Origin of the sequence: Actinoallomurus sp. NPDC052308 (assembly GCF_040679195.1) — a bacterium.
GTDB lineage: Bacteria > Actinomycetota > Actinomycetes > Streptosporangiales > Streptosporangiaceae > Actinoallomurus > Actinoallomurus liliacearum.
This window is the reverse complement of the sequence record NZ_JBFAUM010000010.1, coordinates 149,046-165,099: the sequence shown is the minus strand read 5'-3', so window position 1 is coordinate 165,099 and position 16,054 is coordinate 149,046. Positions and strand designations below refer to the sequence as shown.

Here is a 16,054-nt window from a genome sequence, read left to right as displayed (position 1 = left end):
GCTCAGGCGGGCCGGGGAACCCGGCGGCGCATCAGGACGAAGCGGTCCTCGGCGTCGTCCAGGACGCCGCCGGCCGGGTCGTCGGCGCCGTCGGCCCGTACGGTGTCGAGCCGGGGCACAAGGATGTCGATCACGACGAGCACCGCCAGCAGCAGGACGGTCAGGAACCGGGCCAGCAGCGCGATGAAGTAGACGCCGTCGCTGATGCCCGCCGTCGGGGCGTGCCCGGACAGGACCGCGGACAGGGTGGCGGACAGCCCCACGCCGGGATGCTGCTTGGCGCCGGCCATGAGGTACCACCAGATGCCGAAGAAGTAGACGATCTCCCCCGCCTGCCACAGCAGGAAGGCCGGGAGCTTCGGCCGGGCCAGCGCCACCAGCGGCAGCAGCCACAGGACGTACTGCGGCGACCAGACCTTGTTGGTCAGCAGGAACGCCGCGAGCGTCAGGAACAGCACCTGCGGCAGCCGGGGCCGGCGCGGGGCGAGCAGCACGAGGAACGCGATGCCCAGGGCGAGGATCACGAAGCCGGCCTCGCCCATGAGGTTCAGCGTCGACACCTTGTCGACCGACGACAGGCCCTTGCGCTCGGTCAGGAAGAAGATCGAGCCCCAGTCGACCGGGCGTTCCTGGTTGAACGTGTAGAACCGGCCCCAGCTGTCCCACGCCGCCAGCATGATCGGCACGTTCACGACCAGCCAGGCGACGACCGTGCCGGCCAGCAGCCGGCCGAACTCCCGCCACCGGCCCGCGCGCAGGCACAGCAGGAACAGCGGGCCGAGGAAGACGAGGGGATAGAACTTCGCCGCGACCGCGAGGCCGAGCAGGACGCCCGCGACGCCGGGGCGCCGGCGCGCCCAGGCGGCCAGCGCCAGCGCGGACAGGACCACGGCGAGCAGGTCCCAGTTGATGTACGCGGTGAGGAGGAGCGCGGGCGACGCGGCGACCATGAGCCCGACCCTGCGGCTCTGCCCGCCGGCGACCAGCGCGGTCGCCAGCACGGTGACCACCGCGCACAGCACGAGCACCACCGCGGTCAGGTTGAAGAACCACATGCCGCGCGAGACGGCGTCATCCCCGCCGAACCAGCGCGCCGCCGTCGCGGCGACCTGCATGAACCCGCCGGTGAGCACGGGGTACTCCACCGGCTCGGGGATCTTGTCGAGGTACGGGACCTTCCCGTCGGCCAGGCCCCGCCCGAAGTACAGCGGATAGATGTCGGTGTAGCAGGCGTTGCGCACCGTCGGGATGAAGTCGAAGCCCACGTTCTTGCAGGGGACCTTCTGGAGATACCCCAGCACCGAGACGGCCGCGGTGGTGGACACGAGCAGCGGCAGCACCTGCCGGAGGCCCGTACGGACACCGGCGGGGCCGGGGGAGTTCGCGGCTCCCCCGGCCCCATCGATCAGCTGTGACTCCGGCATGCCAGCAGGTTAATCCTTGAGCGGCCGGGCGGCCTGGCCCTGGACGTCCTGGGCGGTGTTGCCGTGCTTACCGGGGCCACTTGGGTTTGTTGAGGGCGACGTGCAGTTCATGTCCCATGGCTTGCAGGTGCTGGTCGGATCCGGGCTCTGCGAGTGGTGCCTGCACTGCGGGAGCTGCGGGAACTGCGTGCACTGGTCCGTGCTGGTCGGATTCGGCGTCTTGCGCGGCTTGCAGTCGTCGGTCACCGGGTTCTGGCCCGGCTGGCAGGTCGGCGTCATCGTCGGCGTCGGCGTCGTCGACGGGCTCGCCGTCGCGTACGCCTTGGCCGGGGCGTAGTAGGCGGGCGGCGGGAACTGCTCGGTCGACTTGCCCTCCAGCGCCTTGGTCATGAAGTCGTGCCACATCTGCGCGGGCAGGTCCCCACCGTTGATGTGGGAGTAGTCGCCGATGTTCTGCAGCGGCAGGTACTCCGCCTTCTGGTGCTTCTTCGCCGCGTGGAAGCGCCACATGCCGACCGTCGTGACGTACTGCAGATCGTTGGCGCCGCTGACCTTGGGAGTGAAACCGGAGAACCAGACGGCCTTGTTCGCGCTGGTCGTACCGGTCTTGCCGGCCACCTCATGATTCAGCAGCTGAGCCCTGGTCCCCGTACCGGTCTTGACGACCTGCTGCATGGCGTACTGAACGTCATGCGCGATCTGCGCGTTGAAGGCCCGTCGGGTGGTGACGTTACTCGGCTTGTGGACCTTGTTGTCCTTGTCGATGACCTTCCGGATGCTGTGCGGGGTGACGTACTCGCCGTCGTTGGCGATCGTGGCGAACCCGGTGATCAGGTCGAGCGGGCGCATGTCCGACTGGCCCAGGAAGAAACCACCCTCACCCGGGTTACCGCGCTTGAGAGCCTCCTCCGGCAGGCCTGCGTCCTTCTCGAGTTGCACCACGTTCGGCGTTCCGGCCTTGTACCCCAGCGGCACGAAGATCGTGTTGTACGACTGCGCCAGGCTGGTGATCATGTTGACGACCGGTTGCCTGGGGTTGCCCTCGTCGTTGGTGAAAGGGTGGCCGCTCGGGTCGGAGGGGGACACGCGGTCGCCGTCCGTGTTGATGTACGCGGGGGCGGTCGCGTCCATCGTGCTCTTCAGCCCGATGCCCTCTTTCTCGGCGGCCGCGAGGACGAACGGCTTGATCGACGATCCCACCTGCGCCGTGGAGTAGAAGACGTCGTCCACCGCGCGCTTCAGGTAGTCACGACCGCCGTAGGCGGCGAGGATCTCCCCGTTGATCGGATTGACGGTGACCAGGCCGACGTTGGTGTCGCTCGGCATGCGATGGGCCCGCAGATCGGCCTCGACCGTCTTCTGCGCCTGCGTCTGGAGGTTCTTGTCCCAGGTCGTGTAGACCTTGAGGCCGCCGTTGTTGATCTGCTCGTCGGTGAAGTTCATCCCGTGCAGCGCGTTCTTGACCCGCTGGATCATGTAGCCGCGCTGTCCGCGGTACAGCTCGCTGTCCTTCTGCTTCACGGTCAGGGGCGGCTTGTCCTTGAACTTGGCGTAGTCCGCGTCGGACAGCTTGCCCATCCGGCGCATCGCGTCGAGCACGAGGTTGTAGCGGTTCACCGCGTCGGTGTGCTGCTGGCCCTTGCTCCGCGGGTCGTAGTACTGAGGCTGCTTGATGTTGGCCGCGAGCACCGCCGCCTGCGGGACGGTGAGGTCGCTGGCGTGCACCTTCGGACCGAAGTAAGTCTGCGCGGCGGCCTCCACGCCGTTCGCGCCGTAGCCGAAGTAGATCGTGTTGAGGTAGTGCTGCAGGATGGTCTTCTTGTCCTCCTGCTTACCGACCTTGATGGCGATGAAGATCTCTTTGAACTTACGGCTGAAGGTCCGCTGCTGGGTCAGGTAGGCGTTCTTGACGTACTGCTGGGTGATCGTCGAGCCGCCCTCGGTGCTGCCGCCCGAGACGTTGTTGTACACCGCGCGCGCGATGCCCTTCGGCGAGATCGCCGACTCGTTGTAGAAATTGTGGTCCTCGATCGCGATCGCGGCCCACTGCATGTTCGGACTGATCTTGTCGATCGGCTCGATGATCCGTGAACTGCCGATCTGCACCATCCGGCTGCCGTCGCGGTAGTACACGGTGGTGCCCTGCTTCATGACGTCCGCGTTGGGCGCCTTGGGGACCTTCACCATCGCGTACGCGACCCCGACCAGGCAGATGCTCGCGAGCGTGCCGATGCCGAAGACGGCGAGCCACAGCTTCCACGACAGAAGGCGGCGCCAGCCCTTCCGCTTCGCCTTCTTGCCGGAGCCGCGCCGCGTGCCGTCACCGTCGCCGGGACGCCGACGACCCGGGCCGCCGCCGCCACCTGAGCCTCCAGGGCCACCGGGACCGCCCGGACGACCGGGACCGCCTGGGCCGCCGGGGTGTGGCCGGGTGGGGACCGCGGGGAGGTTGGACCCGTCAACCTGCGGCTGCGGCCGGGTCGGGGCAGGTCCGGCAGACCCCGATCGACCGTACTCTGGCCCGTAATCGCTGCTGTAACTCACGCGACCTCGTTCACTGGGGTACGGCTTTTCAATCCGTCCGACAGTACTGTGTAGGCAAGTGAGCGGGGACCGCCTGCCGGGTGCACCACGCTGTCGCGCGGCTACTCTCGGACGCTCCGCCCCTGGTCAGGAGCGTTCTCTCCGTAGCCAAGGACGTACGACAGCGTCAGATGGTTCCAGGCACAACTTTGGCATACTTCAACCACATACACCCGGAATTCACCGAATTCCCGGGCCATCTCCTGGAGCTCGTCCGTCGCCTTGACCCGCCCGGCGTAGCGGCCCAGTTCGTCCCCGTACACGTAGGTGACATGGGTGAGCCGCTCCTTCCGGCAGACAGGGCAGGGCTGGTCGGTGGGCTCGCCGTGATACTTCGCGGCCCGCAGGAGGTACGGGTGTGCGTCGCAGGCGTCCGCGACGGTCAGGCCACCGGATGACAGCTCGGCCAACGTGGCCCGCCGGGCGAGCCCGTAGTCGACGACCAGTCGCTGGGACCACATGTCAGCAGACTACGACGACCCACAGTCCTACATTCGTGACATTTCGGACACTCTAGGTGCTTTCTTCCTGACCACGGCCGTAATTTCCGGGTCGGCGCGCGCTCCCGCTTGACCATGTTCGGAGGGGGACCGTATCTTCCTGATGTATCGAGTCGATACATTCGAGCGATACATCGAGTCGAGCGATGGAGTGGAGGGATCATGAGGAGCAAGGCCGGCGTACTGGAACTCGCCGTTCTCGGTCTGCTTCACGAGTCCCCCATGCACGGGTACGAGCTGCGCAAGCGGCTCAACACCCTGCTCGGCATGTTCCGCGCGTTCTCCTACGGCACGCTCTACCCCTGCCTCAAGGCGCTGCTCGAGCTGGGGTTGATCACGGAGGACGACGAGGAGCCCGCCGCGGTGCGTCCGGGTGGCACCCGGCGCTCGAAGATCGTCTACAAGCTCACGGCCGAGGGGAAGGAGCGCCTACAGGAGCTCCTCTCCGAGGCCGGGCCCGCGTCCTGGGAGGACGAGGGGTTCGGAGTACATTTCGCCTTCTTCGCCCATACCCGCGCCGACGTACGGCTGCGGATCCTCGAAGGCCGGCGCAGCCGGCTCGAGGAGCGGCTGGAGAGCGTGCGCGTCGCACTGGCCCGTACGCGGGAGCGTGTCGACAACTACACGCTCGAGCTCCAGCAGCACGGGTTGGAGTCGGTCGAGCGCGAGGTCCGGTGGCTCAACGAGCTCATCGGCCGCGAACGCGCGCAGCAAGCAGATGAGAACAACCGCTGAGGGCGCAAGGCGTCCCCCCGCACAAGAGAGCAAAGGAGCATCCGGATGGGTTCAGTGCGCGTAGCCATCGTCGGTGTCGGCAACTGCGCGAGCTCGCTCGTCCAGGGAGTCGAGTACTACAAGGACGCCTCGCCCGAGACTCGGGTCCCTGGTCTTATGCACGTCCAGTTCGGCGACTACCACGTCGGCGACCTGGAGTTCGTGGCCGCCTTCGACGTCGACGCCAAGAAGGTCGGCCGCGACCTCTCCGAGGCGATCGTCGCCAGCGAGAACAACACCATCAAGATCTGCGACGTGCCGCCGTCTGGCGTCACCGTGCAGCGCGGCCACACCTTCGACGGCCTCGGCGAGTACTACCGCGAGATCATCGAGGAGTCGGACGACCAGCCGGTCGACGTCATCCAGGTGCTCAAGGACACCCAGGCCGACGTTCTCGTGTCCTACCTGCCGGTGGGCTCGGAGGAGGCGGACCGCTTCTACGCGCAGTGCGCCATCGACGCCGGTGTGGCCTTCGTCAACGCGCTGCCGGTCTTCATCGCCAGCGACCCGGAGTGGGCGAAGAAGTTCACCGACGCCGGCGTCCCGATCGTCGGTGACGACATCAAGTCCCAGGTCGGCGCCACCATCACCCACCGCGTGATGGCGAAGCTGTTCGAGGACCGCGGGGTCGAGCTGCTGCGCACGTACCAGCTCAACTTCGGCGGCAACATGGACTTCATGAACATGCTGGAGCGCAAGCGCCTCCAGTCGAAGAAGATCTCCAAGACCCAGTCGGTCACCTCGCAGATCCCGCACGAGATGGCCAAGGCCGACGTGCACATCGGCCCGTCCGACCACGTGCCGTGGCTCGACGACCGCAAGTGGGCGTACGTCCGCCTCGAGGGCCGCTCCTTCGGCGACACCCCGCTGAACCTGGAGTACAAGCTCGAGGTCTGGGACTCCCCGAACTCCGCGGGCGTCATCATCGACGCGGTCCGCGCCGCCAAGATCGCCAAGGACCGTGGCATCGGCGGCCCGATCCTGTCGGCGAGCTCCTACTTCATGAAGTCCCCGCCGGTGCAGTACAGCGACGACCAGGCCCGCGAGGCCGTGGAGTCCTTCATCCGCGGTGAGGTCGAGCGCTGAGCCGACGAGCGCTGAGCGAGAACCACCGCCGGGCTCACGCGATGTAGTGAGCCGGGGGTGTCAGGTGAGGGGCCCGTGCGCCGTGGCGCACGGGCCCCTCACCTTTTCGCCTGCTCAGAGCCGGACCCCGGATTTCGTCGCGGTTACGGTAAGCACATACTGTTACGTCGGCTCGGTCAGATGCCGGGGACTGCTCCCCGGTGCGACGCTGGGCCGTGCAGGCGAACGACGGCCCCCGCCCAGGGCCGCTCGGGTCGCCTCCGGCGAAGGAGAAGGAAGAGGGTCACGAGCGCGGGAAGGTGACGCACAAGGGATACGTGCCGCAACGCCCGTATCACACCTAGTGAGGGTCCATCACGAGGTTGTCTCACCTACTGCACAGTTAAGTAACTCGTCCCAATCTTTACCGATCTGAGCTGGACAGCGACCGGGACACGAAGGTGTTCTCCCACGGGGACGTGTCGAGAACCCGGCATGCCTGCGAACAAAAGCATCACACCTAGCGCAACACGGCCGTAAGGCCGGATGGAGGGCGTTCATGACAGTCGAGAAGACGGGGTTGAAGGCAGCGGCCGCCATCGGCACGCTCGCCATCGCCCTCGCCGCCTGTGGCGGCGGGGGGAAGGGCAGCAGCTCCGATGAAGGAACGCCTCAAAAGGGCGGGACGCTGAAGATCGCAGGCTCGTCGGTGCCGGACCACATCGACCCCGCGAGCGCCTACAGCACGGTCAACCAGGGCTTCTCCCGCAACTGGGCGCTCACTCTCTTCACGAACAAGGCCTCGAACAACTTCAACGAGACCATCCCGAACTACCCGGACGCCGCGGCCGAGCTCCCCACCAAGGAGAACGGCGGCATCAGCGCGGACGGCAAGACCTACACGATCAAGCTGCGTGACGGTCTGAAGTGGAACTCCAACCCGGTTCGCCCGGTCACGGCCGCCGACTTCGTTCGTGGTCTGAAGCGGACGTGCAACCCGGCGAGCCCCGCCGGTGCGCCGTACTACACGGACCTCATCGTGGGCATGGCCGACTTCTGCAAGGGCTACGGCAAGGTCGACGCCAAGTCCGCCAAGGCGATGGGCGACTACCAGGAGAGCCACGACATCTCCGGCTACGTCGCCAAGGACGACAAGACCCTTGTCGTCACGCTGAAGCAGCCGGCCGGTGACTTCCTGAACATCATCGGCATGTCGTTCGCCTCGGCCGCGCCGAAGGAGTACGACAACTACGTCCCGGACAGCCCGGAGTTCCGGCAGCACACGATCTCCGACGGCCCGTACCAGATGACGTCGTACAGCGACAAGAAGTTCATCCTGGAGCGCAACGCCAACTGGGACGCCGCCTCCGACAAGCTCCGCAAGGCGTACGTCGACCGCATCGAGGTCGACCTCGGCCAGGACTCCCCGGACCAGGTGCAGCAGCAGCTGGAGCAGGGCACGGCGGACCTCGCGTGGGACCAGCCGGTGCCGACCTCCGCGATCCCGCGCCTGGCGCAGGCCAAGGACAAGCGGTTCAGCCTGCAGGACAACCCGGGCGTCAACCCGTACATCGTCTTCAACACCCTGAGCCCCAACAACAAGGGCGCGCTGGGCAAGAAGGAGGTGCGGCAGGCGATCGAGTACGCGATCGACAAGGTCGCGATCGCCAAGAACTACGGCGGCATCAACGTGGCCCAGCCGGTCCGCTCCGCGGTCGCCCCGGGCAACGTCGGCTACGACGCGAACTACAACCCGTACCCGACCAACAACGACTCGGGTGACCCCGCCAAGTGCAAGCAGATGCTCTCGGCGGCCGGCTACGCGAACGGCCTCACGCTGAAGTTCCCGTACCGGACCAACAGCAACCACCCGCGCAACGCGCAGTCGATCCAGGCGAACCTGCAGGCCTGCGGGATCACTGTCCAGATGTCGCCGGACACCAACGGCAACTTCTACGGCACCACCCTGGTCACGCCGGCGGACGCCAAGGCCGGTAAGTGGGACATCGCCGCTCCGGGCTGGGGTCCGGACTGGTACGGCAACAACGGCCGTTCCGGCCTGCAGCCGCTGTTCGACGGCCGCATGTACGGCCCGAACTCCCCGGACTACGGCGGTTACAACAACGACCAGGTCAACAAGCTGATCGACCAGGCCAACCAGGCGCAGACCCAGGCCGACGCCCAGACGGCGTGGGCGCAGGTCAACAAGCTGGTCATGGACGATGCCGCCATCGTTCCGCTGATCACGCAGAAGTACTCGACCTACACGTCGGCGCGGATCCACAACACGCTGTTCCTCCCCGCCTTCCAGACCTACGACTACAGCCTGGTCTGGCTGGCCAAGAAGTAACCCACACCCCAATGAGACGGCCGGGTGCGCCCCGCACGAGGCGTGCCCGGCCGTCATCATGCCGGGACGATGTCCCTATCACGCACTCACTCTGGGTAATCTTCGATGGAACTCGCCCTGGCGCGTAACCCCTAACTCAGTTCTCGAAGGGGAGGACATGAGCCTTCTCGAGGTCACAGACCTAAAGGTCTCCTTCAACACCTCGGACGGCGTCGTACAAGCGGTTCGCGGAATGACCTTCAGCATCGACCGCGGCAAGACGCTCGGCATCGTCGGTGAATCCGGCTCCGGCAAGAGCGTCAGCACCCAGACCCTCATGGGTCTCACGCCGGGTGCCAAGGTCAGCGGCCAGGCCCTGTTCGAAGGCCAGAACCTGCTCTCGATGACCCCCGACCAGCTTCGCCGGATCCGTGGTCCGCAGATCTCCATGATCTTCCAGGATCCGCTGTCCAGCCTGCACCCGCTGTACAAGGTGGGCTGGCAGATCATCGAGATGATCCGGACCCACGAGCCGGACGTCTCCAAGGCCGCCGCGCGCAAGCGCGCGATCGAACTGCTCGGCATGGTCGGCATCCCGCAGCCGGACCGGCGGGTGGACGACTTCCCCCACCAGTTCTCCGGCGGTATGCGCCAGCGTGCGATGATCGCCATGGCGCTCGCGCTGAACCCGAAGCTCATCATCGCCGATGAGCCGACGACCGCCCTCGACGCGACCGTGCAGGCCCAGATCCTGGACCTGATGCTGCGCCTGCAGCGCGAGTTCGACACGGCGCTCATCATGATCACTCACGACCTCGGTGTGATCGCCGACCTGGCCGACGACGTTCTCGTGATGTACGCCGGCAAGCCGGTCGAGCACACCGACCGGCGGTCGCTGTACTACCGGTCCCACCACCCGTACACCGCCGGTCTGCTCCGGTCGATCCCGAGCGGCGCCGGCGGCCGCGGCGGCCGGTTGATCCCCATCGCGGGGCAGCCGCCGAGCCTCATCAACCCGCCTTCGGGATGCGCGTTCCATCCTCGTTGCCCGTACGTCATGGACACGTGCCGGGTCGACGAGCCACCGTTGCGAGAGGTGGCCGCGGGCCACGGGTCCGCGTGCTGGCTCCCCAAGGACGCGCTCGGCCTCAGTCCCGAGGCGGAGCAGTTGCGGGAGAGCGCCGTGGCAGCGGGCCGGAAGAAGGAGGGCGCGTGACCGACGCGAACGGAGACGTCCTCGTAAGGGTCGAGGGCGCCTACAAGCACTTCCCCATCAAACAGGGGATCATCTTCAAGCACGAGGTGGCGCGGGTCCACGCCGTCGACGGCGTCGACCTGGAGGTACGCCGCGGCGAGACCCTCGGCATCGTCGGGGAGAGCGGCTGCGGCAAGTCGACGCTGGCCCGCTGCATCACCGGCCTGCACCCGCTGACGAAGGGGCGGATCCTCTTCGAGGGCAAGGAGGTCGGCCCCACGCCGGACAAGGCGTTCCGGCGTGACGTTCAGATGATCTTCCAGGACCCGTACGGCTCGCTGAACCCGCGCCGCCGGGTCGGGTCGATCATCGGCGACCCGTTCGACATCCACGGGATCGCCGACGGCGCGGAGCGCAAGCGGCGGGTCCAGGAGCTGATGGAGCTCGTGGGTCTCAACCCCGAGCACTACAACCGGTTCCCGGCGGAGTTCTCCGGCGGTCAGCGGCAGCGCATCGGCGTCGCCCGTGCCCTTGCGCTCAAGCCGAAGCTGATCGTCTGCGACGAGCCCGTCTCGGCGCTGGACGTGTCGATCCAGGCGCAGGTGATCAACCTCCTGAAGGACCTGCAGGACGAGCTCGGACTCACCTACATCTTCATCGCGCACGACCTGTCGGTGGTGGAGTACGTCTCCGACCGGGTCGCGGTCATGTACCTCGGCAAGATCTCCGAGAACGCCGAGGCCGAGGAGCTCTACGCCAAGCCCCGCCACCCGTACACCAACGCCCTGCTGTCGGCGGCGTCCATCGCCGACCCGGACGAGGCGGAGAAGCGCGAGCGGATCATCCTGACCGGTGACGTGCCGTCGCCGATCAAGCCGCCGCCCGCGTGCCGGTTCCACCCGCGCTGCCCGAAGGCGCAGGCGCTCTGCTCCACCGAGGAGCCGACCCTGATCCCGCGCGAGGGCGACATCGCCGACCATCTGACGGCGTGCCACTTCCCCGTGCAGATCGGTGAGAACCTCGCCGAGGCGCAGGCCGGCATCGCCCAGGAGTCCACCGAGCCCACTCTGGGGGTGTCCGAATGAGTCTTACCGAGCTCAGCGCCGACGCCATTCCGGCCGACGTCGAACCGAGCGGCCGGCAGATCCAGGGGCGCAGCCCGTTCAAGCTCGCCATGAGCCGGCTGATGCACGACAAGGTGGCGGTCATCTCCGCGGTCGTGCTGCTCCTCATCATCGTGTTCGCGATCGCGGCTCCGCTGTTCGCCTCCTGGACGCACCACCCGTACGCCGCGCAGTACCCCACCCTCGCCCGCGACTCCTGGGGCCTGCCGAAGGGCCCGAGCAAGGACTTCTGGCTCGGTGCCGACCCGCTCGGCCGCGACGTGCTCGTCCGGGCCGCGTACGGCGCGCGGATCTCGCTGCTCGTCGGCATCTCCGCGACGATCCTGGCCACCCTCATCGGGGTCACGGTCGGCGTGCTCGCCGGTTACATCGGCGGCGCCGTCGACACCGTGCTGGCCCGCCTCATGGACGTCGTGCTGTCCTTCCCGTACCTCCTGGTCGCGATCGTGATCGCCACGACGTTCAAGCCGCACTCCACCTGGCTCAGCGTCACCATCACGATCGTCGTGATCGCGTTCTTCTCCTTCGCCGCCATGGCCCGCATCGTGCGCGGCCAGGTCATCTCGCTGAAGGAGAAGGAGTTCATCGAGGCGGCCCGGTCGCTGGGCGCCGGCCGGCTGCGGATCATGTTCGTCGACATCCTGCCGAACCTCGTCGCGCCGGTCACGGTGCTCGCGTCGCTGCTCGTCCCGACGGCCATCGTGTTCGAGGCGACGCTGTCGTTCCTCGGGGTCGGCATCCAGCCGCCGATGCCCAGCTGGGGCAGCATGCTGAACGACGCGGATTACCGGAGCTCGCTGTGGCTCCTGTTCGTGCCGGGCGGGCTGCTGCTGCTGACGACCCTCGCGTTCAACCTGCTCGGAGACGGCATCCGCGATGCGTTCGACCCGCGCAGCGAGCGTCTCATCGGAAAGTAGGTCCTGACGATGCTTCGATTCATCATTCGGCGGCTGCTGTTCGGGATCCTCGTCCTGTGGCTGGTCACCACCACCGTCTTCGGGCTGCTGCACATCTCTCCGACCCCGGTGGAGAAGATGATCGCCGGTCCGCGGGCGTCCGCCGCGACGGTCGCACTGATCCGGCACAACCTGGGGCTCGACAAGCCCTTCCTGGTCCAGTACTGGAACTTCCTGAAGAACACCTTCACCGGTGACCTGGGTTACTCCTACGTCACCCAGGCGAAGGTCTCGTCGATCATCGCGGACCGTCTTCCGGCCACCCTCTGGCTGGTCGGCGGCGCGGCGGTCCTCTGGTTCGTCGGCGGCGTCACCACCGGCGTGCTCAGCGCGACCCGGGCCCGCAGTTTCCTCGACCGGGCGTCCACGGTGTTCGTGCTGATCGGCCTGTCGGTCCCGCCGTTCCTGATGGCGCTCCTGACGCTCCTGCTGTTCTTCACCAAGTTCGGCGACTGGGGCATCCACTGGTTCCAGCCGGGCCAGTACACCTCGCCGCTGGACGACCCGCAGCAGTTCCTGCAGCGCATGGTGCTGCCGTGGGTCGCGCTGGCGTTCATGCTGGTGGCGACGTACACCCGGCTGACCCGCGGCTCGATGATGGACGTCCTCGGTGAGGACTACATCCGGACGGCGCGGGCCAAGGGCCTGTCCGAACGGCGGGTGATCTACCGCCACGGGCTGCGGGCGGCGCTGACGCCCGTCATCACCCAGTTCGGCGTCGACCTCGGCGCGTTGATCGGCTCGACGATCGTCACCGAGAAGGTGTTCGGTCTGCAGGGCATCGGCCAGCTCGTCTACAACTCGATCGTCAAGGGGGACACCCCGGTCATCCTGGGCGTGACGCTGCTGACGGCGCTGTTCGTGGTCGTCGCCAACCTGATCGTCGACATCGGGTACTCCTTCCTCGACCCGCGCGTGCGCGTCGACTGACGGAGCTCTGCGGTCGGAACGGCCGGTCGTCCCCCGGGGGCGGCCGGCCGTTCGGCTGTTCTAGGCTTGGGCGGTGTCCTACGCCGCCGACCTTCGCCTGGTCATCCGGGGTCAGGACTTCCGCCGTCTGTTCACGACACGCGTCGTCTCGGCACTGTCCGACGGCGTGTTCCAGGTGGGCCTCGCGGGCTACGTCCTGTTCTCCCCCGAGCAGCAGGCCACCGCCGTGGAGGCCGCCGCCACGGCCGCGGTACTGCTGCTGCCGTACTCCGTGCTCGGCCCGTTCGCCGGGGTCTTCATCGACCGGTGGCGGCGCCGGCAGATCCTCGTCCACGCCCCGCTCATCCGGGCCGTCGCCGTCGCCGTGACCGCGCTGCTGCTGGCGCGCGGCGAGGACGGCGTCCCGTTCTTCCTCGCCGCGCTCGTCGTGTTCGCGGTGAACCGCTTCTTCCTGTCCGCGCTGTCGGCGGCGCTGCCCCGCGTGGTCGGGGCGGATGAGCTCATCACCGCCAACGCCGTGTCGGTCACCTCCGGGACGATGATGACCTTCGCCGGCGCCGGGGTGGGGTACGTCCTGCGCGTCCTGTTCGGCGCCGGTCGCTCCGGCACGGCCGCCGTCCTCCTCGCCTCCGCCGTCCTCTACGTCGCCACCACGCTGGCCGCCAGGCGCATGGGCCGCGACCGCCTGGGCCCGGACCGGAGCGAGCTGCGGGCGGACACCCGTGAGGCGCTCGGACAGGTGCTGCACGGCCTCGTCGAGGGCGCCCGGCACGTATGGGACCGGCGGCCGGCCGCTTCGGCGCTCGGCGCGATCGGCGCGCACCGGTTCCTGTACGGCATCACCACGATCATGACGGTGCTGCTGTTCCGTAACTACTTCGCGAGCAGCGCGGAGGCCGGTCTCGGCGGCTTCGCGGTCGTTCTCGTCGTGTCCGGGATCGGCTACTTCCTGGCGGCCGTGACGACCCCGCTCGTCACCGCGCGGATCCGTAAGGAGGCGTGGATCGCGGCCCAGCTCGCGTTCGCCGCCGTGGCCGAGGTGATCCTCGCCGCGCCGTTCTCGCCGGGGCCGTTCATCGTGGGTTCCTTCGTCCTCGGCCTGGTCTCGCAGGGCGTGAAGCTCTGCGTGGACACGATCGTCCAGACGACCGTGGCCGACGCCTTCCGCGGCCGGGTCTTCGCCCTCTACGACATGCTCTTCAACGGCATGTACGTGGCCGGCTTCGCCGTCGCCGCCGCCCTCCTGCCCGCCAACGGCAAGTCCTACGGCGTCCTCGCCCTCATCGGCGTCGGCTACGCCCTGTCGGCCCTGATCTACTGGCTCTCCGCGAGAGGCACCGCGCAGGTCGCCACCTCCGCCAGCGGGTCGGCGAGTGCTTGATCCTTGGCGAACACCGCGCTCTACCGGCAACGTTCGCCAGGGATCAACGCCCGTCCTCAGCGAGAGGTGAAGACCGGGGTCCAGGAGCTCCCCCGGTCCGTGTGGCGGTAGCCGGTGAGCGGCGTGATCGTCTTGCCGTCGACGCTCACCAGGACCAGCCGGTTGTAGAACTCGCCCTTGCCCATGCATGCCTTCGGCTCGCAGGCCACCGCGATCAGATGGCCGTCGTCGGCCCACGCGCTCAACTGCTCGACGGGCTGGACGCCGACCGTGCGCCCGGCCGCGGCGTCCTTCACGGTGGTGAGAGGGCCGGGGCCGGTGCCGGGATTGCCGGTGGCGACGTACCGGCCGTTCGGCGACAGACCCGCGGCCTGATCGCCGTCCGCCTCGTGCGGCGGGGCCGCCTGCGGCCTTCCCCGCAGGTCGTAGAAGGTCCTGGTGGGTACCCTGCCGGTCGGCGACCAGATCAACGCGCCTGATCGGCTCCAGCCGAGATCCTGCCGGACGTTGAAATTGTCCGCGTCCGGCGGAAGAGGATGGAAGGAGCCTGTATGGCCGGTCTTCGCGTCGACGGCATAGAAGCCGGTCCGGGTACTGGATCGCGGACCGGTGGGCAGGTCCGGACTCTGGGCGTACGTCGTCACGAGAAGCCGCCGCCCGTCCGCGGACCAGGACAGGCCGCCGGCGCGGCGGCCGAGCGGGATCCAGCGGGTCACCTTCCGCGTGCGCGTGTCCAGCAGGCCGACCCGCGCGGCCGGCAGCGGGCCTTCGAGCACGGCCGCCTTCCGCAGACCCGGTGCGACGGCCAGGTACGCCCATGGCGTCTCCCGGTACCCGCCGGACGCCGGGTCGTACAGGTACCACGTGCGCTGCGACGCGACCGCGAGGCCGTTCCCCGTCCGGTGCGTCACGTAGTAGGCGGACATCGCGATCCGCCCGGCGGCGACGAACCGTACGGGCGGGGAGTGCGCCGGGTCGGCGTGCAGGCTGGTGTCCACCGGCCGTGTCGCGGGTCGCGGTGCCGGGCCCCGCTCGACCCCGGTCGTGACCGCCCCGACCGCCACGAGCGCCGCGGCGCCGGTGGCCAGCGCGACCGTACGGACGCGCCGCCGGGTGCGACGGCGCAGCGCCCGCTCGGCCAGGCCGGCCGGCACCGTGGCATCGGCCGACCATTCCGTCAGGGATCGCCCGATCAGCGTCTCGAGCTTCACTGGTGGACCTCCGTCATGCTTTCGACCGTGGCCAGTTCGGGGGCGAGCTGCCGTAGGCGGGCCAGGGACCGGTGTGTCGTGCTGCGTACGGTGCCGACGCTGCAGTCGAGGATCCGGGCCACCTCCGACTCGGACAGGTCCTCGAAGAAGCGCAGGACGAGGACCGCGCGCTGCCGGGCGGTGAGCCGCGCCATCGCCCGCCGTACGCTGAGTTTCAGGTCGACGGCGGCGGTGTCGTCGTCCCGCGCCGTCTCCGGCGGGAGCGCCACCTGCGTCTCGCGGCGCCGCCATCGGAGCCGCCACCAGCTGACCTGCTGGTGGTACATCACGCGCCGCACGTAGGCGTCGGGGTCGTCGACCGTGCGCCAGCGGGCGGCCGTCTTCACGAGCGCGACCTGCAGCAGGTCCTCGGCCGACTGCTGGTCACCGCCGGTGAGCAGATAGGCGAGGCGCATCAGCGCGGGTGACCGCGCCACCACGAACTCGTGGAAATGTCGCTCCGCTGCGGCATCCATCGTCACCTCCGAAGTACGTCGATCTCCTTAGACGCCTGCGGGGCGCGGCGGCTATGCCTGGCCGGGC

Annotated in this window: 13 protein-coding genes; 8 read left to right on the top strand and 5 right to left on the bottom strand. The window is 68.2% G+C overall.

Annotation, left to right across the window (positions count from 1 at the left end):
- Positions 1-2: 2 nt before the first annotated feature.
- The 3 genes from AB0L00_RS24450 to AB0L00_RS24440 all read right to left on the bottom strand — a co-directional run bounded on the left by AB0L00_RS24450 (position 3) and on the right by AB0L00_RS24440 (position 4,468).
- Entirely contained in the window at positions 3-1,424 is a 1,422-nt protein-coding gene (locus AB0L00_RS24450) for a glycosyltransferase 87 family protein (RefSeq protein WP_364438317.1), read from the bottom strand.
- A 9-nt stretch (positions 1,425-1,433) separates the two neighbouring features.
- Positions 1,434-3,611 (bottom strand): transglycosylase domain-containing protein, encoded by a 2,178-nt coding sequence (locus AB0L00_RS24445; protein WP_364438314.1) that lies wholly within the window; start codon positions 3,609-3,611, stop codon positions 1,434-1,436.
- Positions 3,612-4,069: 458 nt separating this feature from the next.
- Positions 4,070-4,468, bottom strand: a complete 399-nt coding sequence (locus AB0L00_RS24440) for a DUF5318 family protein (protein ID WP_364407811.1) — start codon at positions 4,466-4,468, stop codon at positions 4,070-4,072.
- 201 nt (positions 4,469-4,669) lie between these two features.
- Here AB0L00_RS24440 and AB0L00_RS24435 point away from each other — a divergent pair, with 201 nt between their 5' ends.
- The 8 genes from AB0L00_RS24435 to AB0L00_RS24400 all read left to right on the top strand — a co-directional run bounded on the left by AB0L00_RS24435 (position 4,670) and on the right by AB0L00_RS24400 (position 14,261).
- The gene (locus AB0L00_RS24435; protein ID WP_364438312.1) at positions 4,670-5,242 is read left to right on the top strand and encodes a PadR family transcriptional regulator; all 573 of its coding nucleotides are present in this window, start codon (positions 4,670-4,672) and stop codon (positions 5,240-5,242) included.
- 45 nt (positions 5,243-5,287) lie between these two features.
- Positions 5,288-6,367, top strand: a complete 1,080-nt coding sequence (locus AB0L00_RS24430; RefSeq protein ID WP_364438309.1) for an inositol-3-phosphate synthase — start codon at positions 5,288-5,290, stop codon at positions 6,365-6,367.
- 538 nt (positions 6,368-6,905) lie between these two features.
- On the top strand, positions 6,906-8,696 hold the full coding sequence (locus tag AB0L00_RS24425; protein ID WP_364438306.1) for an ABC transporter substrate-binding protein: 1,791 nt from the start codon (positions 6,906-6,908) through the stop codon (positions 8,694-8,696).
- 157 nt (positions 8,697-8,853) lie between these two features.
- Positions 8,854-9,891 (top strand): ABC transporter ATP-binding protein, encoded by a 1,038-nt coding sequence (locus tag AB0L00_RS24420; protein ID WP_345366247.1) that lies wholly within the window; start codon positions 8,854-8,856, stop codon positions 9,889-9,891.
- Positions 9,888-10,955, top strand: coding sequence for an oligopeptide/dipeptide ABC transporter ATP-binding protein (locus tag AB0L00_RS24415; RefSeq protein ID WP_364438303.1), 1,068 nt, complete (start codon positions 9,888-9,890; stop codon positions 10,953-10,955). Before AB0L00_RS24420 ends, AB0L00_RS24415 begins: the two co-directional genes overlap by 4 nt.
- Positions 10,952-11,911, top strand: a complete 960-nt coding sequence (locus AB0L00_RS24410) for an ABC transporter permease (protein WP_364438300.1) — start codon at positions 10,952-10,954, stop codon at positions 11,909-11,911. Before AB0L00_RS24415 ends, AB0L00_RS24410 begins: the two co-directional genes overlap by 4 nt.
- A gap of 9 nt (positions 11,912-11,920) precedes the next feature.
- Complete coding sequence (locus AB0L00_RS24405; protein WP_364438298.1) at positions 11,921-12,880, top strand: ABC transporter permease; 960 nt, start codon at positions 11,921-11,923, stop codon at positions 12,878-12,880.
- 73 nt (positions 12,881-12,953) lie between these two features.
- Complete coding sequence (locus AB0L00_RS24400) at positions 12,954-14,261, top strand: MFS transporter (protein WP_364438295.1); 1,308 nt, start codon at positions 12,954-12,956, stop codon at positions 14,259-14,261.
- Positions 14,262-14,317: 56 nt separating this feature from the next.
- On the opposite strand, the gene AB0L00_RS24395 is transcribed toward AB0L00_RS24400, so the two are convergent.
- Together AB0L00_RS24395 and AB0L00_RS24390 are read right to left on the bottom strand one after the other, a co-directional pair.
- The gene (locus AB0L00_RS24395) at positions 14,318-15,472 is read right to left on the bottom strand and encodes a hypothetical protein (RefSeq protein WP_364438293.1); all 1,155 of its coding nucleotides are present in this window, start codon (positions 15,470-15,472) and stop codon (positions 14,318-14,320) included.
- Positions 15,469-15,987: a SigE family RNA polymerase sigma factor gene (locus tag AB0L00_RS24390; protein ID WP_364438290.1), complete on the bottom strand. Its 519-nt coding sequence runs from the start codon at positions 15,985-15,987 to the stop codon at positions 15,469-15,471. Before AB0L00_RS24390 ends, AB0L00_RS24395 begins: the two co-directional genes overlap by 4 nt.
- Positions 15,988-16,054: the final 67 nt, after the last annotated feature.